This is a genomic window from Flavobacterium sp. C4GT6, from assembly GCF_036347315.1.
Lineage (GTDB): Bacteria > Bacteroidota > Bacteroidia > Flavobacteriales > Flavobacteriaceae > Flavobacterium.
Window position 1 is genome coordinate 1 of the sequence record NZ_JAZGZU010000016.1, and the last position, 20,165, is coordinate 20,165.

Sequence of the window (20,165 nt, forward strand, 5' to 3'; positions counted from 1 at the left end):
AAACCGAAAGCTACTTCTGTCTAAAAAATGTATTTTTACTATTATTAATCCTGTATCGCTATTTTAGGACTAGTCATAAAAATAAACAGGTTTGTTTTTCGTTATTATTTCATAACAAAACAAACCACACCATGAAAAGAAAACTTCTGTGTACACTACTTGTACTGGTAACGTTTTACTGTAATGCACAAACCGCTCTAAACGGCACCGTTAAAAATGCCAATGGCGAAATCATTACCCTTATTTACAGGCCATTTTTAAGAGGCTCCCTAAATCCTTTAGGTTTTACCAGTATGGGAACCCAAATTAGTAAAGAAGGTAATTTTACGTTTAAATCAGATAAGATACTGGACGGAGCTGAGTACTATATTATTTTTAATGACAAGAACATTACAGGCCTTGTACTGTTTGAAGGAGATAACGTTAATCTTAACTTTGATGTCAATAAACCGGGCGAAACACTTTTTGCTACCGGTAAGGGAGCAGGAAAAATTAACATGATGCACCTGCCTCAGTTTGATGATGAGTTTATGGAGGATATGACTCCTACAGAATATGCAGCTTATCTAGATAGCTTATCATTTTCTAAGATGGCATTGCTTAATGCGGTATACAAAAAAGATAAAAACAATGAGGTTATAATCAATGCGGCAAACAGGGGAGTTTTAGAGCGTATTATAAATGAGTCTCCGTTAAGCGATAAGGAATACGACTTTTTAAAGTCGGTTATAAGCCTGCAAAAGTTTGAGATAGGTGCTTTTTTGGAATATAAGTCGGAAGAGATGGAAGGAAAACTTATTGATTTTTCTGATCCGGTTTATAAACCTTTTAATGTTAGTGAGTATAAAAAAATTACTAATGTAAATAATTGCTATCCTGCTTATATAGTTTACCTTATTTTAAGGGTAGAATATTTAAAGAGCCTAAAGGATAAGGAACTGTATTATGAAAACTGGTACGAGTATGTAAGCGAAGAAGATTTCATTAAATGGGAAGAAAAATTCCTGAATGAAAACTTCACCCCCGAGGTACGCGACAGGTATTATTCCGAATTTTTTTCGTGGTTAGTAAGTATGGGGCAACCTTATGATAAGTACAGTAAACAGTTAGATTACCTTCAAAACAATGCCAATAGTAAATCCTATCAAAAGTCGGTCGACTTTATAAAGCTTATGGAGACAGGGCTTACAGATAAAAAGTATAATCTGGGAGACAGTAGCAAACAACTGGATAAGCAAAAGCTGGAGGCTATACTTGAAAAATATAAAAACAAAAAAAATGTACTGTTAGTGTTTTGGTCGGCAGAATTTGCAGGAAGTAGTATACTGAACCAAATACCTTCACTGCAACATCTTGAAAAAGAAAAAGACCTCCAAATTGTTTATATAGGAATTGACAAAGCTGAGCTTAAAAACCTTTGGGCAGCCAGGATAATAGATAATAACTGGAAAGGCGAGCATTACTTTATGCCTATTGAAGGGAATGAGGACAGCCTTAAAAAATTTAGTAGTGACGATATTTATGCGTTTTGCGATGGTGGCGCCACCTTTACTGTAATAACTAAAAACAACACAGTGCTTAATAAGGTTGAAAACTCATATCAGTTGGCAGCAGGGAAAATCAAAAAGTATTTGTAAAAAGAGATAGTATAAAAATAAACATCCCGCCAACAGGCGGGATGTTTTTGAATAAACTAAACTAAAAACGGAAATTAGTGATTACTAGTGGTATTAGTATACATAAGCGTTTTCGTCTACCAGTTTTGCAGCGATAGTTTCCTTTAAGGCTACTACGTTTGGCATATTGGTATATTTAGTGAATCGTTTAAGGCCCATAAGCATCATGCGTTGTTCGTCGCCTTCGGCAAACGATGCAATACCTTCTTTACCTTTAGTATTAACGGTATCTACCGCTCTGTAAAGATATAACTGAGCCATTGCAATTTGCTCTTTTACGTTTTCTTCGCCTTTGCTTTTTGCCAGTTTCTCTGTTCTCAGTATAACCGACTCGGCCATATATATTTCGATAAGGATATCGGAAGCAGCCATAAGCAGTTGCTGGTGTTGGTCAAGGTCTGGTCCGTATTTTTGTACGGCACTACCTGCCACCATTAAAAATGCTTTTTTAAGCTTACCGATAAGCTCTTTCTCTTCAGCAAATAATACCGAATAATCAGGAGTATCAAACGATGGTATAGCCATAAGTTCTTCGGCAACTTTCATTGCAGGTCCTAAAAGATCTACGTGTCCTTTCATTGCTTTTTTAACAAGCATACCTACCGATAGCATACGGTTAATTTCGTTTGTACCCTCATAAATACGGGCAATTCTTGCATCTCTCCAGGCGCTTTCCATTGGGGTGTCTTCAGAGAAGCCCATACCTCCAAAAATCTGGATACCTTCGTCACTACAGTTCTGAATATCTTCAGATACTGCTACTTTAAGTATAGAACACTCAATAGCAAATTCCTCTACACCTTTAAGCTCAGCATCCTGATGTGATTCTCCCGCAGCAACACGAACTTCGATACGGTCTTCAATGCTTTTTGCAGCACGGTAGCACGCACTTTCTCCGGCATAGGCACTTGCAGCCATTTCTGCCAGTTTGGAGCGTATAGCGCCAAAGCTTGAAATAGGAGTGTCGAACTGGATTCTTTCATTAGCATATTTAACAGCGCCCGATATGGTTCTTCTCTGTGCGTCAAGACAAGCGGCAGCCAGTTTAATACGACCTACGTTAAGGGCGTTCATAGCAATTTTGAATCCGTTACCTCTTTCAGAAAGCATGTTCTCTACAGGTACTTTAGTCTCGTTAAAAAATACCTGACGGGTAGAGGAAGCGCGGATACCCAGTTTATGCTCCTCTTCATTCATAGAGATACCGTTGCTTGGGTCGTTCTCTACAATGAATCCGGTAATGTTTTTATCATCTTCAATACGGGCAAATACAATAAACAGGCTACAGAATCCCGCATTGGAAATCCACATTTTTTGTCCTGTTATTTTGTAATGCGTACCGTCTTCACTAAGCACAGCCTTTGTTTTACCCGAGTTGGCATCACTACCTGCACCCGGTTCGGTAAGGCAGTAAGCGCCAAACCACTCTCCGCTGGCAAGCTTAGGTACATATTTCTTTTTCTGTTCTTCAGTTCCGTAAAGGGTAATTGGCATGGTACCAATACCGGTATGTGCACCAAACGCTGTTGAGAACGAACCTGTAGCGCCCGAGATATAGTCACAAACCAACATGGTAGAAACAAATCCCATACCTAGTCCGCCATACTCTTCCGGTACGGCTACACCAAGAAAGCCAAGCTCTCCTGCTTTCTCCATACACTCTTTGGTGTATGCATAATCTTTATTCTCAAAACGGTCTTTGTGCGGCCATAGTTCACGGTCTACAAATTCTTTAACCGTGTCGCGCATCATAATCTGCTCTTCCGAAAAATCTTCGGGTGTGAATACATCTTCACACTTGGTTTCTTTTACAAGGAACTGACCTCCTCTTGTTATATCCTTAGCTTCGCTCATTTTTGTAATATTTTAATTTAGACTTTTAGATGATAGATAATAGATAACAGACTTAAGCGGGAACCCGAGCATTTTGAAAACTCATAGTCATTCTCTGGAATTCCTCTAATTTATTTTCAATTACTACTGCATTGCTTTCAGAAATATAACCTCTCTGATCTGCTAGCAGCAGTTGCGTATGTAACTCAAAAGAAGAACCTAAAGAGACATTGATAAAATGACTAAATGACTTGTTACTTCTGCTGGAACCTTCCGCAATGTTAGACGGTATGGAGATGGAGCATCTGTCCATCTGATTTTTTAATCCAAACTTTTCGTGTGAAGGAAAACTATCGGTTAAATCAAGAGTTTTACGAGCTATTTCCATGGCCATCTGCCATATTTTAAGCTTTTTAAAATTGTGTCTTTTATAATCACTCATCGGTAAGGTGCGATACGTTTTTAGTCTATTATCTTTTGTCTTTCGTCTTCAAGTCTTTTACATTAATTCATAAACTCCCGCAGCTCCCTGTCCGGTACCTACACACATGGTAACCATACCGTACTTGCTTCCGCGGTTTTTCATTTCGTCGAATAGCTGAACAGACAGCTTAGCACCTGTACATCCCAGCGGGTGACCCAGAGCAATAGCACCACCATTCACGTTTACAATATCCTTATTAAGCCCAAGCTCACGGATAACAGCAAGCGACTGAGAAGCAAATGCCTCGTTAAGCTCAATAAGTTCTATATCATTAAGGTTTAAGCCTGCCATTTGTACCGCTTTCGGGATGGCTTTTACAGGGCCTATACCCATAATTCTTGGCTCTACACCGGCAGCAGCATAGCTAACCAGGCGGGCAATAGGCTCAAGGTTAAGTTCCTTAACCATTTCTTCGCTCATTACCATAACAAAGGCAGCACCGTCACTCATTTGGGAAGATGTACCCGCTGTTACGCTACCATCGGCAGCAAATACAGGACGTAGTCTTCCAAGCGCTTCAACCGAAGTATCGGCACGCGGACCTTCATCTTTAGTAACCGTATAACTTTTAGTAGCTTTTTTACCGTTTTCGTCTACATATACCTGCTCTACGGTAATAGGCACAATCTGTTTGTCAAATTTGCCTTCAGCCTGAGCTTTAAGTGCTTTTTGGTGTGACTGATAACCAAACTCATCCTGGTCTTCACGGCTAACGTTATATTGCTTAGCAACCGCTTCAGCAGTTAGTCCCATTCCCCAGTAATAATCCTCATGGCCGTTTTTTGCCAGTTTATAATCCGGTACAGGCTTGTAACCACCCATAGGGATATAGCTCATACTTTCGGCACCACCTGCAATAATACAGCTCGCCATTCCGCTTTGTATTTTGGCTGTAGCCATAGCGATAGTTTCCAGTCCTGATGCACAGTAACGGTTTACTGTAACCCCCGGAACATCTTCTACTTTAAGTCCCATTAAGGAAATAAGGCGGGCAAAGTTTAAGCCCTGTTCAGCCTCCGGCATGGCGTTACCTACCATTACGTCGTCAATTCTCGATTTGTCCAGCTGCGGAAGCTCATTCATAATATGCTGAATGGTTTCGGCGGCCAGTTCGTCAGGCCTTTTAAAGCGGAAAACCCCTTTTGGTGCTTTCCCCACAGCCGTCCTGTATGCCTTTACTATATATGCTGTTTTCATTTTATTTTAGATTTTTAGATTCTGAATCTTGCCGGATTATTTAAAATTTATAATTCAGCATTCAAAATAATTAGTTACGTAGTGGCTTGCCTTTGGTTAACATAAACTGAATACGTTCCAGCGTTTTTCTTTCGCCACAAAGTGAAAGGAATGCTTCCCTTTCAAGATCAAGAAGGTACTGCTCTGTAACCAGTGTAGGTTCACTAAGGTCACCACCTGCCATAACATAAGCTAGTTTGTTTGCAATTTTCTTATCGTGTTCAGAGATATAGTGTCCGGCTTCCATACTGTCTGTCCCTACAAGGAACATACCCAGTGCCTGTTTACCCAGTACTTTTACATCTTTACGTTTAACCGGCTGGGTGTAACCCGCTTCGGCAAGCAGCTTGGCATGTTTTTTAGCTTCGGCAATCTGCCTGTCTTTATTTACCACAATAACATCTTTACCATGCTGAAGTATACCAAGGTCAAACGCCTCATAGGCCGATGTTGACACCTTAGCCATACCAATGGTTAGGAAATACTCCTGAAGTACATTAAGTTCTACGTCGTTTTTACGGAAGGTATCAGCAGCACGCAGCGCCATCTCTTTAGACCCGCCACCGCCGGGGATAACCCCAATGCCAAATTCCACAAGCCCGATATACGTTTCGGCAGCAGCCACAACCTTATCGGCATGCATGCTCATTTCACAACCACCGCCCAGTGTCATACCATGTGGTGCAACCACTACAGGTATAGATGAGTAGCGCACACGCATCATAGTATCCTGGAACATTTTAATAGCCATGTTAAGCTCATCATATTCCTGCTCTACAGCCATCATGAATATCATACCTATGTTAGCACCAACCGAGAAGTTTGCCGCCTGGTTACCAATAACCAGTCCGTCATACTCTTTTTCAGCAAGGTCTATGGCTTTGTTTATGCCCTGTAGCACACCACCGCCAATGGTATTCATTTTAGACTGGAACTCAAGGTTAAGGATACCGTCGCCAAGGTCTTCTATAATTGCCTCGCTATTGCTCCATACCTTTTTGCTTTCGCGAATGTTGTTAAGTATAATAAAGGCATCCTGACCCGGAATTTTTTTCTGGGATTTAGATGCAATGTTATAATAGTAAGTAGCCCCTTCTTTTACAGTATAGAAGCTTTTGTTGCCCGATGCCAGCATTTCGTTAACCCATGCTGCAGGCTCAAGCCCTTCGGCTTTCATCAGTTCGATACCTTTTTCAACACCTACGGCATCCCATATTTCAAACGGACCATTTTCCCAGCCAAATCCGGCTTTCATAGCGTCGTCTATTTTATAAAGGTCGTCGGTAATTTCAGGTATACGGTTAGACACATAGGCAAACATACCCGAGAAGTTTTTACGGTAAAACTCTCCGGCCTTATCAGTACCTTTTACAAGTACCTTAAAGCGGTTAATAGGCTTGTCTATAGTTTTGGTAAGCTCCAGTGTGGCAAACGATGCTTTTTTCTGCGGACGGTATTCCAGCGTATCCAAATCAAGTGCAAGGATGTCTTTGTCTACCTTTTTGTAAAAGCCCTGTTTTGTTTTGCTACCCAGCCATTTGTTTTCCATCATGGTATCGATGAATCCCGGAACTTTAAACAGTTCGTGAACCTCATCGTTAGGGCAGTTTTCATAAATACCGTTTGCAACATGTACAAGGGTATCAAGTCCCACAACATCTACCGTACGGAAGGTAGCCGATTTAGGGCGGCCTATTACAGGTCCGGTAAGTTTATCAACTTCCTCAACGGTAAGCCCCATTTGCTTAACCTGGTGGAAAAGGCTCATAATACCGTAAATACCAATACGGTTACCTATAAAGGCAGGGGTGTCTTTTGCAACTACCGATGTTTTACCAAGGAATTGCTCACCATAGTTATTTAAAAAGTCCAGTACCTCCTGTGAAGTTTGAGGACCCGGTATGATTTCGAAAAGTTTTAAGTATCGTGGCGGATTAAAGAAGTGTGTTCCGCAAAAATGTTTCTGGAAGTCCTCACTGCGGCCTTCGCTCATAAAGTGGATAGGTATACCCGATGTGTTTGATGTGATAAGTGTTCCCGGCTTGCGGTACTTTTCAATTTGTTCAAACACCTTTTGTTTAATATCAAGCCTTTCTACAACTACTTCAATTACCCAGTCACAGTCGGCAATTTTAGGAAGATCGTCATCTATATTACCGGTAGCTATTCTTGAAGCAAATTTCTGGTGGTAAATAGGGGAGGGTTTAGACTTAAGGGAGTTGGCAAGGTGTTCGTTTACAATTCTGTTCCTAACGACCTTATCCTCCAGTGTAAGCCCCTTTTTCTTTTCGGCTTCCGTAAGCTCTTTTGGGGCTATATCCAGCAAAAGAACCTCAACACCTATATTGGCAAAATGGCAGGCAATTGCCGATCCCATAATACCGGAGCCTATTACGGCCGCCTTTTTAATAGTGCGTTTCATTTTTTATAGTTGTATTTTTAGTTGTTTGTTAAATGAAACAGCCCGCCAAGGCGGTTTCACCTTTTATTATTTTGTTTTGTTTTCAATCTCTGCTTCGGGCTGTTCGGTTGCAAAAATCTGTTTTTCGGCAATCAGCTCGTTTATTACTTCGGCCACTTCCACAAAATGATCCATTTTTTGCTGGGATACACGTTGCTTTACAGCCTCATTGAATTTTAAAACCACCTCTTTAGAAAGATCTCTTTTTTCCCTGCCCAGTTTAGTAAGGTGTATAATTACACCACGACCGTCTACGGGGTTTTTTTTACGGACAATAAGCCCTTTTTCTTCCATTGATTTTAATGTGCGTGTTAGGCTTGTGGCCTCCATTCCCATTTGCGGACCCAGTGCTGTAGACGAGATGCCTTTCTCCTTGTCAATAGAAAGCAATGCAAATCCAATAGACATTGTTGCTCCATATTTTCCGGCTTCTTCGTTGTACATTCTTGCCACTGCCTGCCAGGTTGCCCTGAGAATGTAATCTATAGTTTTATCTTTCATATATAATGGTTTCTCAAAGATAATAAAATTTAATATGCATGCATATTAAATTTAAAATAATTTTATTTAAAATTAAAAAACTCTCCACATAAGGAGAGTTAAATATACGCATTAGTGCGGTATTGTTAAATATTATGCATGAATATTATCAGTTAAGTAAATGTTATTTTTGCAAAAATATTTGGCAGTTTGAGGTGTGGTGTTGTTTTATGGTGTGAATTGTAAAAGTAAAGTTATGCCCTTTTGATATAAGGAATAGTTTTATGGCTTTTAATTAAGTGCCACAATCGTTTAAAACCTGTTTTAGGGAAATGTACTGTAGTACTTTGCAAGAAATCAATATCGCTAAAGGTGAAGGACGATATAATTATTTGTTCCCCGTTTTTTAAAGTGAATACTGTATAGAATATTTTATGCCATGGTAATTGTTTGCTTCTTTTTCGATAAGCTTGTGTGCTATATACTACCTCAGCTTTTTCTATGTCGTCATCGGTAAAAGTTATTTCTATGTTGTTGTCGGTATAGTTATATATGCCTTCTTTTCCCTGATTTATTATGTGAAATATGCTATGTCTGTTGTACTTGCTATGATTATAGTAAATGAGTATAAAAGGTAATAGAAATACTAACAGGCTTAACGTTCCGGAAATGCCTATAGCATAAAGCGCAGTATTTAATAAACCTGTTAGGCAATACACAAATAGCCCTGTACCAAAAGGAATTGCAAGTACCGGTACAACAGTTTTCCAAACATACCTTTTTCTGTTTGTGGTGAAGTCAAATTTGGTTTGAATCATGAATGTTTGTTAAAACTGCTTAATGTGTTTATCCAGATTATTGTTTGAAGCTGGAGCTAAACCTTTCTTTACATTAGGGAAAGTTACCTTTTCGCGTATAACCTTCCATGAACTTGTTAAAGATGCTTCAGGAAAATATTTATAAGTATTAGGATATATGTTAACCTGATTGAAAATCAAGCAGGATAAAACAATCCTTTCACCTGTTTTAAGTATTATAAGAGTATAAAACAATTGATTCCATACAGAGGTTCGAGTTCCTAAACCATGCGGTAAAAATAGTACTACTTTTTTTATATCCCGATCTCTGAAAATCAGTTCTCCGCTTTTATCTGAATAATAGTACTCACCTGTACTTAACCTGATATTAAATGTACTATTTTCATTAAATTTCTTATGATTATAGTATATAAGTAGGGTAGGTAATAGGAATACGATTAAAAAAAGCATCATACAAATTCCTAATGTCATAAGGAAAACCTGAAGAGTAAGGAAAATATCTTCAAAAAAGATTAATAAAAGCGCTGCTAAACTGGAAAAAAAATAGATTGAAAATAATTTTCTTAGCGGAGTAGTAATATACTCTTTTTTATTTGAGAAAAAATTGAATTTTCTTTCACTCATTAAACATAGGTTTTAGTGCACTTCTCCATTCGTGTTCTATATTTTGCATTAGCAATGCATTGTCAAACTGTATAGAACCATTAGGGAAGAGATTAGTGTCGTTAAAATAAGACGATTCTACTTTTGTAACCTCAAGGGGTTTTATCTCCCAGTTATAGGTGTATAGTATTACGCTGTCTAAACCCGAATTGCATGGGGTAAAACCAATACTTCCGTTTTTAAAAAAAGCAGATGCTGTTTCTATATCACTAAAAACCGAATTGGGATTAAATTCATGGACTTCGCTGGCTTCTATATTCATAAAAGTAGCATCGTTTGCTGTATAACTGATAGCGTAATGACCACTGGCTTCCGATACATTAAATTTTGCCTTGTAATGTTTACCGGGAAATACCCTTCCGCCTGCAAGTACTTTTATAAATGATGATGTATCTCTTCGGGGTATATAAACCCCTTCTTTAGTTTTACCGTTTTCATCCCATTCTACAGCAAAGCGATGGGCCGCATTTTCAGAATTTACACCAATAAACTGTGGTAACCCTTTAGGGCGAATGTTTTTTAACCTGATTAGGCAAATACCCACAATGGCTTTACCATTTTGCAGTTTAGGTCTGAAATGGTAGGGCAATAGCTTTTGAACTACAACCGGATCAGCAATATAATTTATTAAAATACGCCTGTCTATAATACCGTAAAGCGTTGGTATTTTCATGGTAAAATTTTTGCTGTCATAAAAACAATAAAAATGCTTATTTTAATTGAAATTACTTCGTCTCAGTAAATGTTTTACTTTCAGAGAGTAGCCCCTGTGCATTTTTGTTATAAGCCCTGTAGTAAATAAATTTTTGACTATAGTCTATTTTGTATTTTTTCTGAATCTCTTTTTTCACTACTTCAAACTCATTGTTTAGTGATGTTTCATCGTTTGGTGGTATTTGACTTTCATAGCTTATAAGCGGGAAAATACCCTCGGCATTTTGTACAACGTTAAGATCAAGAACAACAGGCTTACTTTGAATTTGGAAAAGCGTATCCGGTAACGGGTAAGTCCTGTTAATCTCATTAGCTAACTTTTCGCCAAAATCATCAATATCTTTCGCCAAATCATATTTAATAAGGTTTTTAGCAGGCTCAAGGGCTCCTTTTGCCATACTGGCATGATGTAAGGCGTCTATATCATAACCATTATCATGAAATTTTTTTGCGTCATTAAAAAGGTCGTTGGCATCTTTATCATATGAGCCAAGTGTTCCCATAGTTATGTGAGTTATTTTCCATTTGTTATCTATTTTGGCATAAATAACGGTTACAAGATAATCGGTAACATCTCTATAGGTGCTTTTTAAAAGCGAAACATAGGTTTCATAATTTTGGTTTATAAACTGTAGTTTGTAGTTATGCTGTGATGACAGTATAGTCGCTTCATGGTTTACTTTGGTGTGTTTGCTGTAAAACTCCTCATACACTTCATGATCTGTTTCCAGCATTCCTTTTCTAAAAGGCCAAATAACGTCGTTTAGGTTCGCTGTTAGGTTGTCATTAAACTTATCAGACCCCAGTACGCTAAATACTTTTGTACTACTGTTTGAAAGGGCTTCAAAAAGGCTGTCGTTTTTAGCTTTTATAACTTCCCTTAGTTTTGGGTCTATATCGTTGTTTGAGATTGTTTCAGGTTTATTGTCACAACTTTGTAACGCGGCTGCCAATAGTAATAATGCGAATAATGCTTTTTTCATTTTTAATTGGTGTGGATTGATTTTCCCTTTAGGATAGCGAAAATAATAAAAAAATATAAATAAAGTTTTACTCTTTATCAGGTGTTGCTTCAGTAAAAAGAGTAATGAGGTTTTTTTTGAGTAGTAATGAATTATTGTAATAACTCCATACAGATATGATAAATACAATTATCGATGAGCCTATAGCAAGATAAAGATCGGTTAATGTGTCGTTTCTGAAATTAAGGTAAACAAACCAACCTGTAATGAGTATGGGTAATAATATAAACGATATAGACAGTTTGACTTTAATTTTAATAACCGTGTGATTGCCCATTGGTGTTACCTTGCCCTCTACAACAGACTTATTTGTAGCACCCGAGGTTTCCATTATTTTAAAACTGTTTTTACTAACTACACCGGTAAAATACTTTTGTTTTTTATGCGGAAAGATTTTCCATAAATTTTCACTTTGCGTAAGGCGGTTAAGCCTGCCCATAATTTCGTCAAAGCTTAATTGTGATTCTATAGTGTAGCGTTTGTAAGGTATCATGTTGATGTATAAAAACACTAATTTACCAAATTAATCGAAACGGTTTAAATAATCTTGAATGGAGAAGTAAGAGTTTGCTATTGTTTTAGTTCAATTTTTCCGGTATGAGTATCTATATAAAGTTTGGTTTTGTTTACCTTATACCATTGTTGCCAGTTTAAATAATCCTGTTTTGTAGGGTTGAATTTACCTATATCACTACCATCTGATTCCGACATTATACCTGTAACTTTTTCAAAAAAGCTTATGGTTCCTATTATTCTCAGGCTGGTGTCGGGCTGTCCGTTTAGAAAACTGTTAAGTGATGCTAGTTTTGCTTCAAACTCCTTTTGGGCTTCATTCCTGCTTTTTACTGAACTCCCGCAACTTACCAGTGTAAATAGTATTAGGAGTAGTGTAACTGGTTTGAAATTAATTTTTGCTAGCATTTTTTGTAATAATAGTAATGCGGGGAACCTCAGTTGTTTTATCGATATTCACGGCGGCTATAGCATTATTTTCAAGATAGTAGGTTTCAGGCTTTTCAATAAGATTGTCGTTTACAACAATAACGGCAGTTGCTCCGTCTTTTTCAATCTCTTTTAAAATATCTGCAAGGCATACCAGTTCGCTTTGCTCTTTGCGGGTAATATGTACTTCTTTGTTGGTTTTATCTGTACGAACGTTAGCCACATTAGCCGGGTCTATAAAATAATGGGTAATATCTACCTGCTTGTTGTCTAGATAGGTTTTGTAACCGTTAACCGTAGGTACTTCCTGAGCCATTGTGGAAAAGGGTAGGAGTAGTAATATATAGAGTAGTTTTTTCATGATAGTATATACTAAAAGCAGTCCCAGTAAAAGTAAGCTTTACTAAAGTCTTTTTTTATTAGATTCTCTTTATTTATAAAAATATGAGCTATACCTCCATCACCAAACATAATATGTTTGTCTGTATCGATTTGCAGTAACTGAATATCATCAAAAGTTTCTGGGCTATTTTCTCTAGGGTCTTCCTGCGTAAATTCGGCATAACCTCCTAATTTGTGCCCGGAAGCATCAAAGTAGTTATTAAGTATTGCTTTTTGATCTTCTTCAAGAGTTTCTGCAAAGTCCCAGTAGTCCATGTCGTTAAAACTGTAATCAAACTGAGAATCCATACAACTGCCTTTATCGACTATTTTTTCAAAAGATAATTTATGTGGCTTGTGTACCGGTATATCTTCATAATCTTCAGGTTCTAAAAAAGAAAAATCAGTTACAGGGTTTTTCTCTAAGTCTTCCTTTTTTAAGTATATTATTTTATAACCATCATCATACCAACTCTCAGCAGAAAGAAATAATTGTAAAATACCATCTTTAGGAAAATTTTCAAGATTAGGTATCTGTTCAAAGTTTAACTGCGCTAAAAGTACCATAGGTTTACCGTTTTTATCTGTAGGGTATGTATTTCCCACAGGGAAAAAGGGAGCGCCTAAAAACTTACTGTCTTTTAGTTCCAGTTTATCTTCTAAAGGATTTGCATTTATGGGAGAAGCTGTTATTTTTAAGGCCTCTCTTTCATATCTTTTTAGATCAGCTTCAAACGGTTTTAAAAAATCAGGCATTACTATTATTAAGGTTAAATCATTAATTTAAAAAAGCTGCTTTAAAGCAGCTTTAGTTTTACCTGTCACCTTCGGTTCGGTATATCTTGTCATACAGTTTCTGGTATTTTTCTTTAATGGCTTTACGCTTCAGTTTAAGGGTAGGGGTCATTTCCCCACCGTCTACCGACCATAATTCCGGAGTAATCTCAAATCGTTTTACCTGTTCCCAGTGCCCGAATTTCTTATTGATGTCACTTACTTCTTCCTGTATCCTGTCGTGTATTTCCTTACTGTTGGCAATATCCTCGTTAGAGCTAACTTTAATACCCTTGCGTGAAGCCCATTCTTTTACAAATTCAAAGTCGGGCTGTATAAATGCGGCAGGCATTTTTTCGCCTTCGCCTATAACCATAATCTGCTCAATAAAGCGCGACTGTTTCATGGCATTTTCTATAAGCTGAGGGGCAACATATTTACCTCCCGATGTTTTGAACATCTCTTTCTTCCTGTCGGTAATTTTAAGGAAACCGTCCTTGTCAATCTCTCCAATATCCCCGGTGTGGAAATATCCGTCGGTCATAACCTCATTGGTTTTTTCCTCATCTTTGTAATATCCCATCATTACGTTAGGGCCTTTACAAAGTATTTCACCGTCTTCGGCAATCTTAACTTCCAGTCCGTTTAGCGGTTTACCTACAGTCCCGATTCTGAATCCGCCGTTACGCTGGTCGTTCACTGCAATAACAGGAGAAGTTTCTGTAAGTCCGTAACCTTCCATTACCGGAATTTCGGCTGCAGCAAACACACGTGCCAGTCTTGGTTGTATGGCAGCACTACCGCTTACCATAAGTCCAAGTCTTCCGCCAAGACCTGCTTTCCATTTACTGAAAATCAGTTTACGGGCAATAGCCAGTTTAAAGTCATACCATGCACCGTTTGCACCATAGGGTTCGTACTCAAGGCCAACCTCAACTGCCCAAAAGAACAGTTTGCGTTTAATACCTGTAAGCTCACTGCCTTTGGCAATAATTTTATCATATACTTTTTCAAGTAGCCTTGGTACAGCCGTAATAACATCGGGTGTAGCCTCTTTAATATTATCGCTTACCTTTTCAATAGATTCGGCAAAGTAAGTACTCACGCCATAGTATTGGTAAAGGTAAAGTATCATTCGTTCATAAATATGGCAAATAGGAAGGAAGCTAAGCCCCCTGTATTTACCTGCCTCAAACGGAACCCTTTCGGCACTCATCAAAACATCAGATACAATGTTTTTATGCGAAAGCATTACACCCTTGGGTCTTCCTGTAGTACCCGATGTGTAAATTATAGTAGCAAGGTCGTTTTCGGTAATGGTATTTTTAATATCCTCAACTTCCTGTTGGTTACTGTCGTCCTTACCAAGTTCCAGTATTTCATTCCAGCTTTTACAGCCCGGTATGTCGTTAAAGGAATAAATCTCTTTTAGTTGGGTTTTATCTTTAATGGACATTACCTTATCATACAGCTCTTTGTCTGAAACAATACAGTGTGTAGCTCCCGAGTGGTTTAGTATATACTCCTGGTCTTCTTCACTAATGGTAGGGTAAATAGGTACGTTTTGAGCACCGGTTTGCAATATACCTATATCGGCAATGTGCCATTCGGTTCTGTTGTTAGAGGAGATAACAGCTATCTTGTCGTCTTTTTTAATTCCCAACCTTAATAGCCCGCGGGAAAAAGCATTGGCTTTATCTACATATTCCTGTGTCGATGTTTTTACCCACTCGTTACCGTATTTAGTAACAAGCGAATCGGGTAAATTATACTTTTCCAACTGGTAATAAGGAAAATCGAATAAACGGGTGATAGTGTTCATGTGTATTGTTAAAAATTGCTTAATGCAAATTATGAAAATATATAATAAAAAGCAATTTTTTTGAGATTATGCTAAGTTTAATAAGTAACCTTTTGAAAACTATATAAATAGGTTGGTTTAATGCTGCATTTTTTTGATTTTAAATTCACTAAAAGTCAGGTTTGGTTTTGCATTATCCGCTTTTTATATGCGTGCATATTAAAATATATGCATTTTTTTAACCCAAATATTTTCTTCTCTTAAATGCTAGTTAATCTCCTTTTAGAAATACTAAGCCTATATTTGTGCCGTTTATCAGAAAGACTTTACATAAATCACTATCAGTCATGCTGCGGTACTTCGCTATTATTCCTTTGTTTTTGTTTACTAATCTGGTTTTGGGTCAGGCGAAAGCCGATACCACCTATGTAGCCGAATATCCGCAAAGGGTTATGCTTACGGGGTTTTTAACGCAAAACAGTATTCAGCTGAGTACAGATGATAAAGAGTATATGCCCAACAACCCTTTAAAAGTAGGGGCAGGTATAGCGATAAAGAATACGGTAATTAACCTTAGCTATAACTTTGGGCTCGCACCGCTTGCCGATAAAAGGCAGGGAGATACTAAAGCGGTAGATATACAATTACACCAGTATGGCAAGTACTTTGTACTGGATTTATTTTACCAGAAATACAAAGGATTTTATAGTGATAATGATGACGATATTCAACTGTTTCCCGATATGTCGGTTAGAAATATAGGAGCCGAATTTGCCTATGTTTTTAAAGGGGATAAGTTCTCTACTAAGGCAGCGTTTCAGCAAAGTGAAATACAACTGAAGTCGGCAGGAAGTTTTATACTTGGCGGTGGTGCTTACCTATTCAGGATTAACCCCGGAGGTGAACTTTGGGAGAATGATCCCAATCATTTAGATAACCTTCAGTTTGGTGTGAATGCAGGGTATGCCTATACATGGGTTATTAACGAACGCTGGCTGCTTACGGGTATACTTACTGCCGGAGTGAATGTGGGTAATGACCCCGATATGCTCAGGGACTGGAAGCTGGAGGCCTACCCAACGGCTTTGGGAAGATGGTCTGGCATGTATCATAAAAACGACTGGGCTCTTGCAGCAACCGTACTGGTTAATAATAAAGTAGTATACCCTGATGGCGAAAATGACCTAAATTTTACCGGAATTAATTTCCAGATGTCGTTTGTAAAGCATATTGATTTTTAGCAACCGCAGTATATTTCAATTATCCATTTATCGTTAGCATCTTTTATGGTGTAATAACATCCTGCACCATCCGGTTCAAAAGCAGTGTGGTCTTCATTCCATTGATTTTCATCAATACCTTCTATAGGTTTGTTAACAGCTTCAATCCACTTTATAAGGTTCTCCTTTTTTGTTTTAGGAAGAGTAATTAAAACAGATATTCCTGAGGCTTCACCACAGCTTTTTTCTTCATACGATATATTGTGTTCAAAATATTGGTTAAACGAACATAAAACAGGATTACCGTTACCATCCTCATAATCCTGATATTTCAGGTTCATTTTAGACGATGTTGCTTTGAAGTTTAAGTTTAGGTAGGCATAAACTTCCATTTCACTTTGATTCTCGTTACACCATTTTTGAAGTTTAGCATTATCGGGTATTTTGAGTTCAAAGTTTTGTGCCATGCACATAAGCGGGAAAAACAGTAAGGCGATAATAAATTTCATGTGGTGATTTGTTTTTGGTTGTGCTGTAAAGTAACTAAAAAATCGCTAAACTTTCTTATTGCCAACCCGTAGCAAGTAAATTTTTTGCAGCTTTTTCACTACACTTTTGGTACTTGCTGTAAGCTGCTGCTGCGCGCTGTTGTATTTGTGTATTGTTTTCGCCATTAATATAACCTGTAATGGCATCATGAAGGGTATAGGTTTCAGGGCACATAAGCCCTGTAGTCCATACTAAAGGGTTTACATTGGCTTTTTTTAAATGTTTACCAAAATAGCTTTTACTGTAACAGGCCAGTATAATCACATCACGTTTTTTGCCATCGGTATTGGTATAATCATTATACAGGGTAAAATCCATTAGTCCGTCATGACCTGTGTAGGTAATAAGTTTGGAGTTTCCTGCAATGCCCAGTGTTGTTCCGTTTACATTGAGAGTATCTTTAAGTTTGCCTGCACTACTGTTTAAAAAGTCTTTGGTACATTGTTTTATGTATTTACCATTGTAGGCATCGGCTATCAGGTAATAGTTTTTAGAGTTATGTTTAAATATCAGGCGCTCCATGATTAGAGTGTCTTTTTTGTCTTTTTTAAGGAGTTTCCATTCGGTACTCTTTTTAAAAAACGTCCTTACACCATATCCACATCCCCAGTACAGGTTATTATCGGGATCCTGACCGTTACCTATAGCTTTTGGTACAGGTACTATACCCTGATATTTATTGTCACACAATGCCACATAAACATGAATGGTTTTGGCAAGAGTATCATAAGTAGGAGTATTCGAAAATTGCTTTTCTAAGTTATCAGACGTATTACCTATGGTTTCTGTAACTGTTTGTTGTCCTGTAGTTTTTGCATTATTTTTTTTGCAGCTAAAAGTAAATACCAAAAGTAGAAAAGTAATAAGATATAGCGTTTTCATAAAGTAACATAATTGTTTTTAGTGAATGTATAACTCTGACTTACTGTGTTATAGTGTGTGTTGTAGTAATAAGTTATAAAAAAGAAGTAATTTTATGGTGATATCTGCCTCACTTTTGGCACATATATATAAACACCATGTAGTATGGCTATAAATAATCCAACAATACCCCGCGCAGAATTACTGGAGGCTTTATATATAAAAGTATTCCCTGCCGTGGCACGTTATGTATCAAAAAGGGGAGGAACTCTTGATGAGGCTAAAGATGTTTTCCATGATACCCTTGTTATTTATATGGAGCACATTCAAAACGGGAGGGAAGTGCCTAATAATGAACAGGCTTATATAATGGGAATCTCAAAACATTTGTGGAGCAAACGCTTTGATGAGGTGACTAAAATGTACAACGGAGATATTCAATTTACCGATACGGATGCTGATTATACCGAGGCTGCCACACCAAAACTAATGCACCTGCTTAGTACAACCGGTAAAAAGTGTATGGATTTGCTATCGGCTTTTTATTATGAAAAACTGGATGCCGAAAAACTGGCACAAAGGTTCGGTTTTTCGGGAAGTAGGTCGGCTACAGTACAAAAGCACAAATGCCTGGAAAAAGTAAAGGAAACCGTAAAACAAAAATCGCTGCAGTATGAAGACTTCATGGAATAATACGGTTGAAACCGACAGCTACCTCAACGGGCAATGCAGCGGAGAAGAGAAAGTACTGTTTGAAGCACGCCTGCTCCTGGAACCCGATTTAAAAGAAAACCTGCACTGGCAAAAAACAACCCGTGCTATAGTGCACCAGTATGGTAGGCAACAGCTTAAAGCCGAAGTGGAACAGGTAGCCCGCCATGTGTTTACTGCCGGTAAATATGTTTCCTTTAGGGAAAAAGTATTCAGCTTCTTTAAATAATCAAATATAAAATACAATCACAATCAGTAACACCCTGTGCTATAGCGGTGGCAGGATAGTTATGCTTTAATCAAATCAAAAAACGAAAAGTTATGAACGCAAAAGAATTTCGCAATTATGCGGTAAAGCACCACAGGGTAAACAGCCTGTATGTAGACAAATACATTAGTAATACACAACGCTATGCCAGCCCTACGGCGCTAACACCTTATATTATGGAAGAGCGCCAGCTTAATATTACCCAGCTTGATGTTTTTTCTAGGCTCATGATGGACAGAATTATTTTTTTAGGCGAGCAGGTGGAAGAACGCAATGCCAACATTATACAGGCACAGTTACTCTTTTTACAGTCGCTGGATGCTAAAAAAGACATACAGTTGTACATCAACTCCCCGGGCGGATCGGTATATGCAGGGTTCGGGATTTATGATACAATGCAGTACATAACGCCCGACGTAGCTACTATTTGTACTGGAGTGGCTCTCTCAATGGGATCGGTACTGTTATGCGCAGGTGCCAAAGGTAAACGGTCGGCACTACAGCATGCCAGGGTCATGATACACCAAACATCGGGTGGGGCACAGGGTACGGCAGCCGATATGGATATAAGCGTACGCCAGGTATTAAAAGTACAGGAAGACCTGTACAGTATAATTGCCCGCCATAGCGGTAAGGATTTTGAGACTATTAATAAAAATGCCGAACGTGATTACTGGATGATATCCGAAGAAGCCAAAGCCTTCGGGATGATTGATGAGGTATTGACGAGATAGTGGTTTTAAATTTCCATCTTTTGGACGTAGCTTTTTAAGATGAAAGTTGTCATTACGAACGCAATGAAATGGAGCGTGGTAATCTATATAATTATTGAGATTGCTTCGTTGTAACTTCCCGTAAGGGCAGTATGGTTTTCTTAAAATTAGTGTAATATTTTAAGGTTATGTACTAAAAAAAAGCTAATTACAAGTCAGGATTCATTCATTCAAAATATTCTTGTTAAATTAGATAAACATTAAAACCAAAAGATTATGAATGTATCAAAAGTAATAGGTATTATACTGATTGTGATAAGCTTGGGAGTGGGGTACATAGGTGTGAATAAAGTAGCCGACAGTACTAAAGCGGTAAAGTTTTTAGGAATTGAAATTGATGCCTCAAACGAATCAGGGCAAATGCAGGGCTTTATATATTTAGGAGCAGCAATACTGCTTTTTGCCGGAGGAATATATGCCGTGAGAAAGTCCAACAATTAGTATAGTTATGACTTTCGGAACCACAACCCGATGCTCTAAAGAATAAAAAATCCCCGC

Annotated in this window: 22 protein-coding genes; 6 read left to right on the plus strand and 16 right to left on the minus strand. The window is 38.0% G+C overall.

Annotated elements, in window-relative coordinates:
• The first annotated feature begins 131 nt into the window (after positions 1–131).
• Positions 132–1,637 carry a hypothetical protein gene (locus V3Z67_RS15380; RefSeq protein WP_330444153.1) on the plus strand — a complete coding sequence of 502 codons (1,506 nt, stop codon included), beginning with the start codon at positions 132–134 and terminating at the stop codon, positions 1,635–1,637.
• A 93-nt stretch (positions 1,638–1,730) separates the two neighbouring features.
• Here V3Z67_RS15380 and V3Z67_RS15385 read toward each other — a convergent pair whose 3' ends face one another.
• The 14 genes from V3Z67_RS15385 to V3Z67_RS15450 all read right to left on the minus strand — a co-directional run bounded on the left by V3Z67_RS15385 (position 1,731) and on the right by V3Z67_RS15450 (position 15,306).
• The gene (locus V3Z67_RS15385) at positions 1,731–3,530 is read right to left on the minus strand and encodes an acyl-CoA dehydrogenase family protein (RefSeq protein WP_330444154.1); all 1,800 of its coding nucleotides are present in this window, start codon (positions 3,528–3,530) and stop codon (positions 1,731–1,733) included.
• A gap of 52 nt (positions 3,531–3,582) precedes the next feature.
• Positions 3,583–3,951, minus strand: a complete 369-nt coding sequence (locus tag V3Z67_RS15390) for a four helix bundle protein (RefSeq protein WP_330444155.1) — start codon at positions 3,949–3,951, stop codon at positions 3,583–3,585.
• 57 nt (positions 3,952–4,008) lie between these two features.
• Positions 4,009–5,190, minus strand: coding sequence for an acetyl-CoA C-acyltransferase (locus V3Z67_RS15395; RefSeq protein ID WP_035132787.1), 1,182 nt, complete (start codon positions 5,188–5,190; stop codon positions 4,009–4,011).
• Positions 5,191–5,260: 70 nt separating this feature from the next.
• Positions 5,261–7,651, minus strand: a complete 2,391-nt coding sequence (locus tag V3Z67_RS15400) for a 3-hydroxyacyl-CoA dehydrogenase/enoyl-CoA hydratase family protein (protein WP_330444156.1) — start codon at positions 7,649–7,651, stop codon at positions 5,261–5,263.
• Positions 7,652–7,717: 66 nt separating this feature from the next.
• The gene (locus V3Z67_RS15405; RefSeq protein ID WP_330444157.1) at positions 7,718–8,191 is read right to left on the minus strand and encodes a MarR family winged helix-turn-helix transcriptional regulator; all 474 of its coding nucleotides are present in this window, start codon (positions 8,189–8,191) and stop codon (positions 7,718–7,720) included.
• A 233-nt stretch (positions 8,192–8,424) separates the two neighbouring features.
• On the minus strand, positions 8,425–8,988 hold the full coding sequence (locus V3Z67_RS15410) for a hypothetical protein (RefSeq protein WP_330444158.1): 564 nt from the start codon (positions 8,986–8,988) through the stop codon (positions 8,425–8,427).
• A 9-nt stretch (positions 8,989–8,997) separates the two neighbouring features.
• Positions 8,998–9,612, minus strand: a complete 615-nt coding sequence (locus V3Z67_RS15415) for a hypothetical protein (RefSeq protein ID WP_330444159.1) — start codon at positions 9,610–9,612, stop codon at positions 8,998–9,000.
• On the minus strand, positions 9,605–10,324 hold the full coding sequence (locus V3Z67_RS15420; RefSeq protein ID WP_330444160.1) for a DUF2071 domain-containing protein: 720 nt from the start codon (positions 10,322–10,324) through the stop codon (positions 9,605–9,607). Before V3Z67_RS15420 ends, V3Z67_RS15415 begins: the two co-directional genes overlap by 8 nt.
• A gap of 52 nt (positions 10,325–10,376) precedes the next feature.
• Complete coding sequence (locus V3Z67_RS15425; protein WP_330444161.1) at positions 10,377–11,348, minus strand: hypothetical protein; 972 nt, start codon at positions 11,346–11,348, stop codon at positions 10,377–10,379.
• Between the two features lie 67 nt (positions 11,349–11,415).
• Positions 11,416–11,880 carry a hypothetical protein gene (locus V3Z67_RS15430; RefSeq protein ID WP_330444162.1) on the minus strand — a complete coding sequence of 155 codons (465 nt, stop codon included), beginning with the start codon at positions 11,878–11,880 and terminating at the stop codon, positions 11,416–11,418.
• A 77-nt stretch (positions 11,881–11,957) separates the two neighbouring features.
• The gene (locus V3Z67_RS15435; RefSeq protein ID WP_330444163.1) at positions 11,958–12,308 is read right to left on the minus strand and encodes a hypothetical protein; all 351 of its coding nucleotides are present in this window, start codon (positions 12,306–12,308) and stop codon (positions 11,958–11,960) included.
• Positions 12,292–12,690 (minus strand): hypothetical protein, encoded by a 399-nt coding sequence (locus tag V3Z67_RS15440; RefSeq protein ID WP_330444164.1) that lies wholly within the window; start codon positions 12,688–12,690, stop codon positions 12,292–12,294. The genes V3Z67_RS15435 and V3Z67_RS15440 overlap by 17 nt, the downstream gene beginning before the upstream one ends.
• 11 nt (positions 12,691–12,701) lie before the next feature.
• Positions 12,702–13,466 (minus strand): YwqG family protein, encoded by a 765-nt coding sequence (locus tag V3Z67_RS15445; protein WP_330444165.1) that lies wholly within the window; start codon positions 13,464–13,466, stop codon positions 12,702–12,704.
• Between the two features lie 58 nt (positions 13,467–13,524).
• Positions 13,525–15,306: an AMP-dependent synthetase/ligase gene (locus V3Z67_RS15450; protein ID WP_330444166.1), complete on the minus strand. Its 1,782-nt coding sequence runs from the start codon at positions 15,304–15,306 to the stop codon at positions 13,525–13,527.
• Positions 15,307–15,632: 326 nt separating this feature from the next.
• Between V3Z67_RS15450 and V3Z67_RS15455 the strand changes: the two genes are divergently transcribed.
• A complete protein-coding gene (locus V3Z67_RS15455) occupies positions 15,633–16,526 on the plus strand; it encodes a DUF4421 family protein (RefSeq protein WP_330444167.1) in 894 nt (297 codons plus the stop codon).
• Here the strand turns inward: V3Z67_RS15455 and V3Z67_RS15460 are convergent.
• Positions 16,523–17,014: a hypothetical protein gene (locus V3Z67_RS15460; protein ID WP_330444168.1), complete on the minus strand. Its 492-nt coding sequence runs from the start codon at positions 17,012–17,014 to the stop codon at positions 16,523–16,525. The two genes, V3Z67_RS15455 and V3Z67_RS15460, sit on opposite strands and share 4 nt — an antisense overlap.
• A gap of 55 nt (positions 17,015–17,069) precedes the next feature.
• Positions 17,070–17,936, minus strand: coding sequence for a hypothetical protein (locus V3Z67_RS15465; protein ID WP_330444169.1), 867 nt, complete (start codon positions 17,934–17,936; stop codon positions 17,070–17,072).
• A gap of 144 nt (positions 17,937–18,080) precedes the next feature.
• Between V3Z67_RS15465 and V3Z67_RS15470 the strand changes: the two genes are divergently transcribed.
• The 4 genes from V3Z67_RS15470 to V3Z67_RS15485 all read left to right on the plus strand — a co-directional run bounded on the left by V3Z67_RS15470 (position 18,081) and on the right by V3Z67_RS15485 (position 20,108).
• Complete coding sequence (locus tag V3Z67_RS15470) at positions 18,081–18,608, plus strand: RNA polymerase sigma factor (protein WP_330444170.1); 528 nt, start codon at positions 18,081–18,083, stop codon at positions 18,606–18,608.
• On the plus strand, positions 18,589–18,855 hold the full coding sequence (locus tag V3Z67_RS15475) for a hypothetical protein (protein WP_330444171.1): 267 nt from the start codon (positions 18,589–18,591) through the stop codon (positions 18,853–18,855). Before V3Z67_RS15470 ends, V3Z67_RS15475 begins: the two co-directional genes overlap by 20 nt.
• A gap of 92 nt (positions 18,856–18,947) precedes the next feature.
• A complete protein-coding gene (locus V3Z67_RS15480; protein WP_330444172.1) occupies positions 18,948–19,628 on the plus strand; it encodes an ATP-dependent Clp protease proteolytic subunit in 681 nt (226 codons plus the stop codon).
• Positions 19,629–19,883: 255 nt separating this feature from the next.
• Complete coding sequence (locus V3Z67_RS15485; RefSeq protein WP_330444173.1) at positions 19,884–20,108, plus strand: hypothetical protein; 225 nt, start codon at positions 19,884–19,886, stop codon at positions 20,106–20,108.
• Positions 20,109–20,165 lie beyond the last annotated feature (57 nt).

Coding starts and splice junctions, on each gene's coding strand:
- V3Z67_RS15380 (WP_330444153.1), top strand. CDS start 132: ATGAAAAGAAAACTTCTGTGTACACTACTTGTACTGGTAACGTTTTAC.
- V3Z67_RS15385 (WP_330444154.1), bottom strand. CDS start 3,530: ATGAGCGAAGCTAAGGATATAACAAGAGGAGGTCAGTTCCTTGTAAAA.
- V3Z67_RS15390 (WP_330444155.1), bottom strand. CDS start 3,951: ATGAGTGATTATAAAAGACACAATTTTAAAAAGCTTAAAATATGGCAG.
- V3Z67_RS15395 (WP_035132787.1), bottom strand. CDS start 5,190: ATGAAAACAGCATATATAGTAAAGGCATACAGGACGGCTGTGGGGAAA.
- V3Z67_RS15400 (WP_330444156.1), bottom strand. CDS start 7,651: ATGAAACGCACTATTAAAAAGGCGGCCGTAATAGGCTCCGGTATTATG.
- V3Z67_RS15405 (WP_330444157.1), bottom strand. CDS start 8,191: ATGAAAGATAAAACTATAGATTACATTCTCAGGGCAACCTGGCAGGCA.
- V3Z67_RS15410 (WP_330444158.1), bottom strand. CDS start 8,988: ATGATTCAAACCAAATTTGACTTCACCACAAACAGAAAAAGGTATGTT.
- V3Z67_RS15415 (WP_330444159.1), bottom strand. CDS start 9,612: ATGAGTGAAAGAAAATTCAATTTTTTCTCAAATAAAAAAGAGTATATT.
- V3Z67_RS15420 (WP_330444160.1), bottom strand. CDS start 10,324: ATGAAAATACCAACGCTTTACGGTATTATAGACAGGCGTATTTTAATA.
- V3Z67_RS15425 (WP_330444161.1), bottom strand. CDS start 11,348: ATGAAAAAAGCATTATTCGCATTATTACTATTGGCAGCCGCGTTACAA.
- V3Z67_RS15430 (WP_330444162.1), bottom strand. CDS start 11,880: ATGATACCTTACAAACGCTACACTATAGAATCACAATTAAGCTTTGAC.
- V3Z67_RS15435 (WP_330444163.1), bottom strand. CDS start 12,308: ATGCTAGCAAAAATTAATTTCAAACCAGTTACACTACTCCTAATACTA.
- V3Z67_RS15440 (WP_330444164.1), bottom strand. CDS start 12,690: ATGAAAAAACTACTCTATATATTACTACTCCTACCCTTTTCCACAATG.
- V3Z67_RS15445 (WP_330444165.1), bottom strand. CDS start 13,466: ATGCCTGATTTTTTAAAACCGTTTGAAGCTGATCTAAAAAGATATGAA.
- V3Z67_RS15450 (WP_330444166.1), bottom strand. CDS start 15,306: ATGAACACTATCACCCGTTTATTCGATTTTCCTTATTACCAGTTGGAA.
- V3Z67_RS15455 (WP_330444167.1), top strand. CDS start 15,633: ATGCTGCGGTACTTCGCTATTATTCCTTTGTTTTTGTTTACTAATCTG.
- V3Z67_RS15460 (WP_330444168.1), bottom strand. CDS start 17,014: ATGAAATTTATTATCGCCTTACTGTTTTTCCCGCTTATGTGCATGGCA.
- V3Z67_RS15465 (WP_330444169.1), bottom strand. CDS start 17,936: ATGAAAACGCTATATCTTATTACTTTTCTACTTTTGGTATTTACTTTT.
- V3Z67_RS15470 (WP_330444170.1), top strand. CDS start 18,081: ATGGCTATAAATAATCCAACAATACCCCGCGCAGAATTACTGGAGGCT.
- V3Z67_RS15475 (WP_330444171.1), top strand. CDS start 18,589: ATGAAGACTTCATGGAATAATACGGTTGAAACCGACAGCTACCTCAAC.
- V3Z67_RS15480 (WP_330444172.1), top strand. CDS start 18,948: ATGAACGCAAAAGAATTTCGCAATTATGCGGTAAAGCACCACAGGGTA.
- V3Z67_RS15485 (WP_330444173.1), top strand. CDS start 19,884: ATGAATGTATCAAAAGTAATAGGTATTATACTGATTGTGATAAGCTTG.